Here is a 1,207-nt window from a genome sequence, read left to right as displayed (position 1 = left end):
TTGAGCGCGGCAAGCAGGTGTACGGGATCGAGCCATCGGCGCCGATGAGGAAAAAAGCGGCGGAAAAGCTCAGCGGGCGAGCGGTCATTCTGGACGGCGATTTTTTGCAATTTCCGACACCGCCGGAGCCGATCGACACGATCGCCAGCACGTATGCGTTTCATCATTTGACGGATGCGGAAAAAGACGAAGCGCTGGCCAAATATAGTCAATTGCTCCATCCGGGTGGTAAAATAGTGTTTGCCGATACGGCGTTTCGCGACAAAGAGGCGTTCCGCCAGGCGATTGAGGAAGCCCGAGCGCGCGGCTTCCACGATTTGGCCGACGATTTGGAACGCGAATATTATACGACGCTTGACGTATTGGCATCACTGTTTTCCAAGCATGGCTTTTCCGCCTCCTTTGCGCAGCAAAACGCGTTCGTCTGGGTGATGGAGGCGGTGAAACAAACGACATAGAAAGAGGGAGAACGATGAAAGCAGCCATTATTGGAGCCATGGAAGAGGAAGTGGCGATTTTGCGTTCGCGCATGGAAGGGCGCGAGGAAACGGTCATCGCCGGGTGCGAATTTTCCAAAGGGCGCCTTGACGGCGTGGAGGCGGTGTTGTTGAAATCCGGGATCGGCAAAGTGAACGCCGCCATGGGAACGACGCTTCTGCTTGATCACTTTCGCCCTGATTTCGTGATCAATACCGGTTCGGCCGGCGGATTTTTGCCTTCGCTTCGTGTCGGAGATCTTGTCATTTCCGAGGAAGTCGTCCATCATGACGTCGATGTGACCGCGTTCGGCTACGCTTACGGGCAAGTGCCTGGCCTGCCGGCGCGCTACCGGGCGGATGAGGCGCTTGTTGAGGCGGCCAAGCAGGCGGCGGCGCGGCTTGATGGCCTGCAGGCAGTGACCGGCTTGATCGCCACCGGCGATTCGTTTATGAACGATCCAAAGCGAGTCGAATTTGTGCGCGGTCAGTTTCCGGAATTGTGCGCCGTCGAAATGGAAGCGGCGGCGATCGCCCAAGTGTGCGTGCAATTTGGAACGCCGTTTGTCATCATCCGGGCGTTGTCTGATATTGCTGGTGAGGAGTCGGACGTGTCGTTTGAACAGTTTTTGGAGACGGCGGCGAAACATTCGGCTGAACTTGTCTTGTCGATGCTTTCCGTTATGAAACAGAAGCGCTATTAAGATGCAGCGAAAAAGCAGCTTGTCTAT

2 protein-coding genes are annotated in these 1,207 nt (G+C 55.8%); both read left to right on the top strand.

Annotation, left to right across the window (positions count from 1 at the left end; all coding sequences use genetic code 11):
• The coding region (locus VU18_RS15520; RefSeq protein WP_047758446.1) for a class I SAM-dependent methyltransferase at positions 1–458 on the top strand (458 nt) is incomplete at its 5' end.
• A gap of 14 nt (positions 459–472) precedes the next feature.
• The gene (gene mtnN, locus VU18_RS15515) at positions 473–1,180 is read left to right on the top strand and encodes a 5'-methylthioadenosine/S-adenosylhomocysteine nucleosidase (RefSeq protein WP_021322000.1); all 708 of its coding nucleotides are present in this window, start codon (positions 473–475) and stop codon (positions 1,178–1,180) included.
• The last annotated feature ends 27 nt before the right edge of the window (positions 1,181–1,207 follow it).

It is taken from the genome of Geobacillus sp. ZGt-1 (assembly GCF_001026865.1).
Classification (GTDB): Bacteria; Bacillota; Bacilli; order Bacillales; family Anoxybacillaceae; genus Geobacillus; species Geobacillus thermoleovorans.
Note: the sequence above shows the minus strand (reverse complement) of the source record. Positions and strands in the feature narration are given on the sequence as shown.